Source organism: Endozoicomonas atrinae, from assembly GCF_001647025.1.
In the GTDB taxonomy this organism is placed as follows: Bacteria; Pseudomonadota; Gammaproteobacteria; order Pseudomonadales; family Endozoicomonadaceae; genus Endozoicomonas; species Endozoicomonas atrinae.
This window is the reverse complement of record NZ_LUKQ02000298.1, coordinates 1-5,738: the sequence shown is the minus strand read 5'-3', so window position 1 is coordinate 5,738 and position 5,738 is coordinate 1. Positions and strand designations below refer to the sequence as shown.

The 5,738-nt window shown below is 47.6% G+C and carries 7 protein-coding genes and 1 pseudogene; 5 read left to right on the top strand and 3 right to left on the bottom strand.

The genetic code is table 11. From position 1 onward, the window contains the following. The 4 genes from AK963_RS33560 to terL all read left to right on the top strand — a co-directional run. Nucleotides 1–194 (top strand): hypothetical protein (locus tag AK963_RS33560; protein WP_238593839.1); only part of this gene is annotated, 194 nt, incomplete at its 5' end. Further along, nucleotides 191–448 carry a helix-turn-helix transcriptional regulator gene (locus tag AK963_RS24650; protein WP_066018042.1) on the top strand — a complete coding sequence of 86 codons (258 nt, stop codon included), beginning with the start codon at nucleotides 191–193 and terminating at the stop codon, nucleotides 446–448. The genes AK963_RS33560 and AK963_RS24650, both read left to right, overlap by 4 nt. Continuing rightward, nucleotides 441–740 (top strand): hypothetical protein, encoded by a 300-nt coding sequence (locus AK963_RS24645; protein WP_066018041.1) that lies wholly within the window; start codon nucleotides 441–443, stop codon nucleotides 738–740. Before AK963_RS24650 ends, AK963_RS24645 begins: the two co-directional genes overlap by 8 nt. Before the next feature lie 7 nt (nucleotides 741–747). Continuing rightward, nucleotides 748–2,118: a phage terminase large subunit gene (terL, locus tag AK963_RS24640; RefSeq protein WP_202969854.1), complete on the top strand. Its 1,371-nt coding sequence runs from the start codon at nucleotides 748–750 to the stop codon at nucleotides 2,116–2,118. Here the strand turns inward: terL and AK963_RS24635 are convergent. Further along, a complete protein-coding gene (locus tag AK963_RS24635) occupies nucleotides 2,105–2,374 on the bottom strand; it encodes a hypothetical protein (RefSeq protein WP_066018040.1) in 270 nt (89 codons plus the stop codon). The genes terL and AK963_RS24635 overlap by 14 nt on opposite strands. Before the next feature lie 106 nt (nucleotides 2,375–2,480). Between AK963_RS24635 and AK963_RS24630 the strand changes: the two genes are divergently transcribed. Then, a complete protein-coding gene (locus AK963_RS24630; RefSeq protein ID WP_083232875.1) occupies nucleotides 2,481–3,974 on the top strand; it encodes a DUF935 domain-containing protein in 1,494 nt (497 codons plus the stop codon). Here AK963_RS24630 and AK963_RS24625 read toward each other — a convergent pair. Further along, on the bottom strand, nucleotides 3,960–5,441 hold the full coding sequence (locus AK963_RS24625) for an RING finger protein (RefSeq protein ID WP_066018039.1): 1,482 nt from the start codon (nucleotides 5,439–5,441) through the stop codon (nucleotides 3,960–3,962). The two genes, AK963_RS24630 and AK963_RS24625, sit on opposite strands and share 15 nt — an antisense overlap. Nucleotides 5,442–5,562: 121 nt before the next feature. Further along, nucleotides 5,563–5,738 (bottom strand): annotated as a pseudogene (locus AK963_RS32445) (IS256 family transposase); the annotation flags it as partial.

Below are 5,738 nucleotides of genomic sequence, written 5' to 3'. Positions count from 1 at the left end.
ACTTACAGGCAATGGACAGGATTATGAAAGCCATTGACCAGCGAGCGAAAATATACGGCTTTGAAGCTCCAAAGAAGATCGCTCACACGACACCTGACGGTGAAGAACTGGTGAACCAGGGTGTCGTGGTGGTGCCCTCTCCTATGGACTTAGAACAGTGGCTGATCCAATACCAGCCCAAGGGTGATGAATGATTACGGTAAAAGGTAACAAATATGAGCTTGACTGTTTGCAGGTCACACCCAGACAGGCAGAGTTCATTATTCTTTTGGCCGAAGGCCACAGTCAACGACAGATCGCTGCTATGAACGGCGTTAGCTATCAAGCGGTTACAGCCCGCCTCAGCGTAGTGAAAGAGAAGCTGCAAGCAAATAACGCTGTTGAAATTGTGGCGATATGCTTTGCCGAAGGATGGATGCGGAAAATTCAGGAGGAAACCCATGGCTAAGAAACCGGTTTACAGCATGACAGTCAGTCAGGCCAGGAATGACAAAAACAACTGGGCATTACATCTGTCAGAAGGCCGTAATCAGGAGAAAGAGGAAACCATGGTGTTCTGCCAGTTTACCAGGCACCCCATGATGGACGAAGACAGCATGAACGAGATGATGGGTGAGCTTGCCCATATGATCGTTGCAAAGTATCACGACTACCAACAGCGAAAAAAAGAGGCGAACCGGCACGAAAAAATAGCCAAAGGTGTGGTGAAGGATTTTTTCAGCCGCATGAAAAAAGCGTGAGGCCAGCGTGGCGATCACCTGGTCACCGCAACCCGGACCACAGACCGCCCTGCTCACCTGCCCTATTGAAGACATTCTCTATGGCGGTGCTCGGGGCGGCGGCAAGACCGATGGCTTTTTAGGCAAGTGGCTGATGAGGTCGCAGGTTTATGGCGGCAAGTGTAAGGGGTTATTCGTCCGCCGCAGTATGCCAGAGCTGGATGAGGTCATAGGCCGAAGTCAGGAGATATTCACCCCATTAGGTGCCCTGTGGAAAGCGCAGAAAAGCACATGGGTTATGCCCAACGGGGCTATACTCAGGCTCCGAAGTTTGGAGCGGGATGCTGATGCGGGCAAGTATCAGGGACACAGCTATACCGACGTTTATATTGACGAAGGGGGTAACTTCCCCAATCCGGACCCCATCGACAAACTGAACGCCACCCTACGAAACCCTCACGGCATCCCCTCCAGTTTTAACGTGAGCGCCAACCCCGGCGGCCCGGGTCACGAATGGATAAAAAAGCGATATATTGATCCAGCGCCATTAGGCATGCAGCCGGTCACTGATGACAGTAGCAATGCTAAACGCATTTATATACCGAGTCGCCTTGAAGACAACCGACTGCTGATGGATGGAGATCCCGGCTACATAGCTCGCCTGAAAAAGTCAGGCCCACCGTGGCTGGTACAGGCATGGCTCATGGGCGATTGGAACGCCACACCGGAAGGCGGCCTCATTAAAGCGCAGTGGTTCAAACGCTACAACGTACTGCCCTCGGAATTTTTAAGAGTTATTCAGAGTTGGGATACCGCCTATAAACCAGAGCAGGTGAACGACCCGAGCGTCTGCACCACCTGGGGCGAAACCCGACACGGTTGGTATTTGCTGGACGTATTCAGAGAGCGCATGGAGTACCCGGCACTGAAACGGGCAGCAGCCAGCCTATACGAGGCATGGCGACCCCAAGGGGTATTGATAGAGGACAAGGGCAGCGGGCAGAGCTTGATCCAGGAGCTGCGCCAGGGCGTGGGGGTAGGACAGACAAAGGTCAGAATTCCGGTAATTCCCATCGACACCAAAGGCATTAACAAAGTCGACCGATTGATTGCCGTATCGAGCCTGTTTGAAGCAGGCATGGTCTATTTGCCCGAGGTATCGCCGTGGACATTGGATTACGAAATAGAGATGACCATTTTTCCCCTTGCTCCCCACGACGACCAGGTGGACAGTACCAGCCAGTTTTTAAAGTGGGCGCATGAGAACAGCGCCAGCTTTGACCATGCCGCCAGCGGCAGGAAGCGAGTGGGCATGGCGGCAATGGACGACGGTCAAAGCATACAGAGCAACAAGGGCTATGGCAGTGTCCGGGGGAGTAATGATTTTAGGGGGTATTAAGCCCACAGAAAGTCAGATCAAACCAGTGCTCAAAATGAGAGTCATTAATATCAAATATTTCTGTTTCGTCCGGAACTTCCTTATCCCAATATGCAACAGTAGTGATCGTGTAACCTTTTTCAAAGGCTGCTAATTTTGGTTTTCCTTCACAGAATTTAGCCACAGCAGGAATAGATTCACCTCTAAACGCAAGTTCATGGCGGACAGATCCATCTTTTTTTTCAAAGTGAACCCTTATCAATTTTTTTTGTGGCATATCAACTAATCCATAAAACGAAAATACAGGAATTTTTAGAGGTGAATATTGGCAGTGCTGGCAATATAAAATTGCTGTACTGAAAAGTCTTTAGGGAAGAACCACAATGGCAGGCAAGCCCACCCTCGGCGAGATCGCCCAAGCCGACCACGGCATTCTCATGAGCAAAGCCTACACACACATGCTCATGGAAAACCCGGACAGTGTCCTCCAGCAGCGAGGCCGGGATATGCGCCTCTATGACGAGTTGCTACGGGACGACCAGGTGAAACCCTGCTTTCAGCAACGACGGCTGGCCGTGACCCAATCGGAGTGGGATGTGGAGCCTGCCAGCGAGAGCAGTGAAGACAAAGCCGCAGCAGAGTTTATTAAAGAGCAGTTAAATAGCCGCAACTTTGATGACATTACCGACAAGATGCTATTCGGCGTTTTTTACGGTTATTCAGTAGCCGAGTGTTTGTGGGCATACGACGGCAACAGAATTGTTATAGACGATATTAAGGTCAGAGATCGCAGCCGGTTTAAGTTTGATCTGGAAGGCAAACTAAGGCTGATCAATATCCAACATCCCAACGGCATGAAGCTGCCTGAAAAAAAGTTCTGGGTATTCAGCGCCGGTGCCGACCATAGCGACAACCCCTATGGCATGGGGCTGGCTCATTACCTTTATTGGCCGACTTTTTTTAAACGCAACGGCATCAAGTTCTGGCTGATCTTTCTGGAAAAATTCGGCATGCCCACCGCAGCGGCCAAACTTCCTCCCGGACAGGCACAAGATCCCATCGAGCGAGAGAAAGCTCTGCAGGCACTGGATGCTATACAAAGCGACAGCGGCGTGGTGATTCCCGACAACGTGATTATTGAGCTGATCGAAGCGGCCAGATCCGGCACCGCCGACTATAACGCCCTCTGTCAGCGTATGGACAAGGCGATCAGCAAAGTGATCCTGAGCCAGACCATGACCACCGATGATGGCAGCAGTCGAAGCCAGGCGGAGGTACACCAGGACGTGCAGCAGGACGTGATCAAAAGCGACGCTGACCTGGTATGCGAGAGCTTCAACCAGCAGGTGGTGACCTGGCTGACCGAGTGGAATTTCCCGAACGCCACCCCGCCCCGAGTATGGCGTAAGACCGAACCCGAAGAAGACCTGATGGCCAGGGCAGACCGGGACAACAAAATAAGCACCCTTGGATACGAGCCCACGGAAGACTATATCCGGGAAACCTATGGCGACGGCTGGAAGAAAAAAGAAGCGAGCCCCCTGCCTCCCATGGGCACGGGAGCGCCCGAGCTGCCGCCGGAGTTTTCCGAAATTACCAGCCTCACCCAGAAGCGAGCCAGCCACCGGGCAGACATGCAGTCATTAGTGGACGCCGCCGAGTATTTAAGCACCCAGTACCAGGCGATGTATGGCAAGCGGGTGGAGCAGCTGCTGAACTATTTGGAGGAAACCGATGATGTGGCTACTTTTCGGAAGAAATTAGTAGAGATGATGAAGGAGCCGCCTGCAGATGAGGCGGTGGAGACAGTGAGGGATGCTTCGTTTTTTGGTCGGTTGATGGGGCTGGTGTCAGGAGTGGGTTCAAGAATCACTTGACCCCGGTTGCTGTTTTACCCTCTTAAGTTGCTCTATTTCTTTAATGTTATCAAACATATGCCTAAGTAATTTTTCATTAGGTTCATATTCCTCATCATCAATTGATACTCGAGAAGAGGACGATACGATTAATTCAGGTTTTACTCGGATACAGAATTCATCTTTAGAATCCATTGAAGTAATCAGGCTAAAAAAATCCTTTTTAAACTTATTGTACCCTTCAGATTTTCGTAGTTCACTATCAGCAATAGCTGCATCATTAAACACTCCTTTAGATTCTTTACGTTTATTAAAGGTAATACCTTTAAATGCTGCATAAGTTTTTGTGTTTTCCAAGTCGGTGACTATCAATTGAAAAGAAACTCTGCCCTGTTGATTTTGACCTTTTGGTAGACTGCCGCTATTCTCGCTAATAGAGGTTGTAGTGGTTGGCTCTATTTTATTCCGCTTCCGCGCAGTCAGAGCTTTATCATAACCGCTACTCAGTGGAGGAGATTCAACCTTATTTGTACTATTAGTTGAAATAGCGCTTGTATTTCCACTATTGATTGAAACTGAGCATGGAAGACTTATGTTGGCTTCAACATCACCATGCCATTGCATAGCAGGTTTGCACCATTTTAAGGGGTATAGTGGGTAATTAATGGCTTGAATATCTCCCTTTTCACTAAAGTACATCTCTAGTGAATCAGGAATACGACTCTGCTGATTGTCAAAAAAATCATTTAATTCGGGATTTAGGGCTGGATTGCGAGGATTTGCTTGAGCAGCTAAAAGTGTTTTAAGCATACCTATCTTACGAGATTTTAATGTTAGTGCAGAATCCTCAGGGGAAGTAACAAAAGAAACACCTATAACGCTAATTCCGGTAGAAAGTGCAATCCTGTATTCATAATATATACTGCCATTATCAGCTTCATCATCTTTGATGCAATTTTCATTGTTGGTTTTTTCACAAAAAAGCCATGGTGCTCCTTTAAAGCCCAAAGATACTGTAAAGTCAGGTTGATCTTTAAATGAGAACGTCATAGGTGCCCCTACATAAGGTGTTGATTGTTCTAACTCACTTTTTTGAATTTTACAAACAAAAGCATCTACGTCCCATATTGGTGTTCGTAAAGGTAACGGATTTGTGCATACAAAACATTTTGAGTCTGGGTTTTTTTTCGGTTTCACAGATGGATTGGTCTTGTAATAAGAATTTATGCAGTCTTCATGGTAATAATGATCATGTATGCAGGAAACTGTAGTGGAGGTTGTTCTATCTCTTAAAGCAATACGATCATAACAAATGTTACACTCTACCTCTGAATCTTTATTCTCTATGTGTTGGGTTGAAAACTCCGTGGTTTCATTTGAAATTGTCATTCCATTGAAGCTTTTTTGCGGCAAACTATCATCAATGGCGCTGGTTACTGGCACAGTATTCTGAGAATAACTAACACCGCTGTTGTTGGTAATGTCCATTAATTTACTCCTTCTTATTTATCTATAACTTTCCGTGCAGCCTCTAAAAGCGTGTACGGAAAATGACTATACACTCACTCAAGAGCCTGTAAATAATTCTGTGTAAACGCCACCAAAACTATTACTCCTTGAACCGGTCAGGAAACATAATTTCAAACCGGTTCATGGCTGCTTTCCAGTTCCTGATCGGCATGGTCCATTTCTCGGAAGCTTTTTCCATGGCCAGATAGATTACCTTCATGACTGACTCATCAGTCCGAAAAATCTTCCGGTTCTTGATCGCCTTACGAATGACGC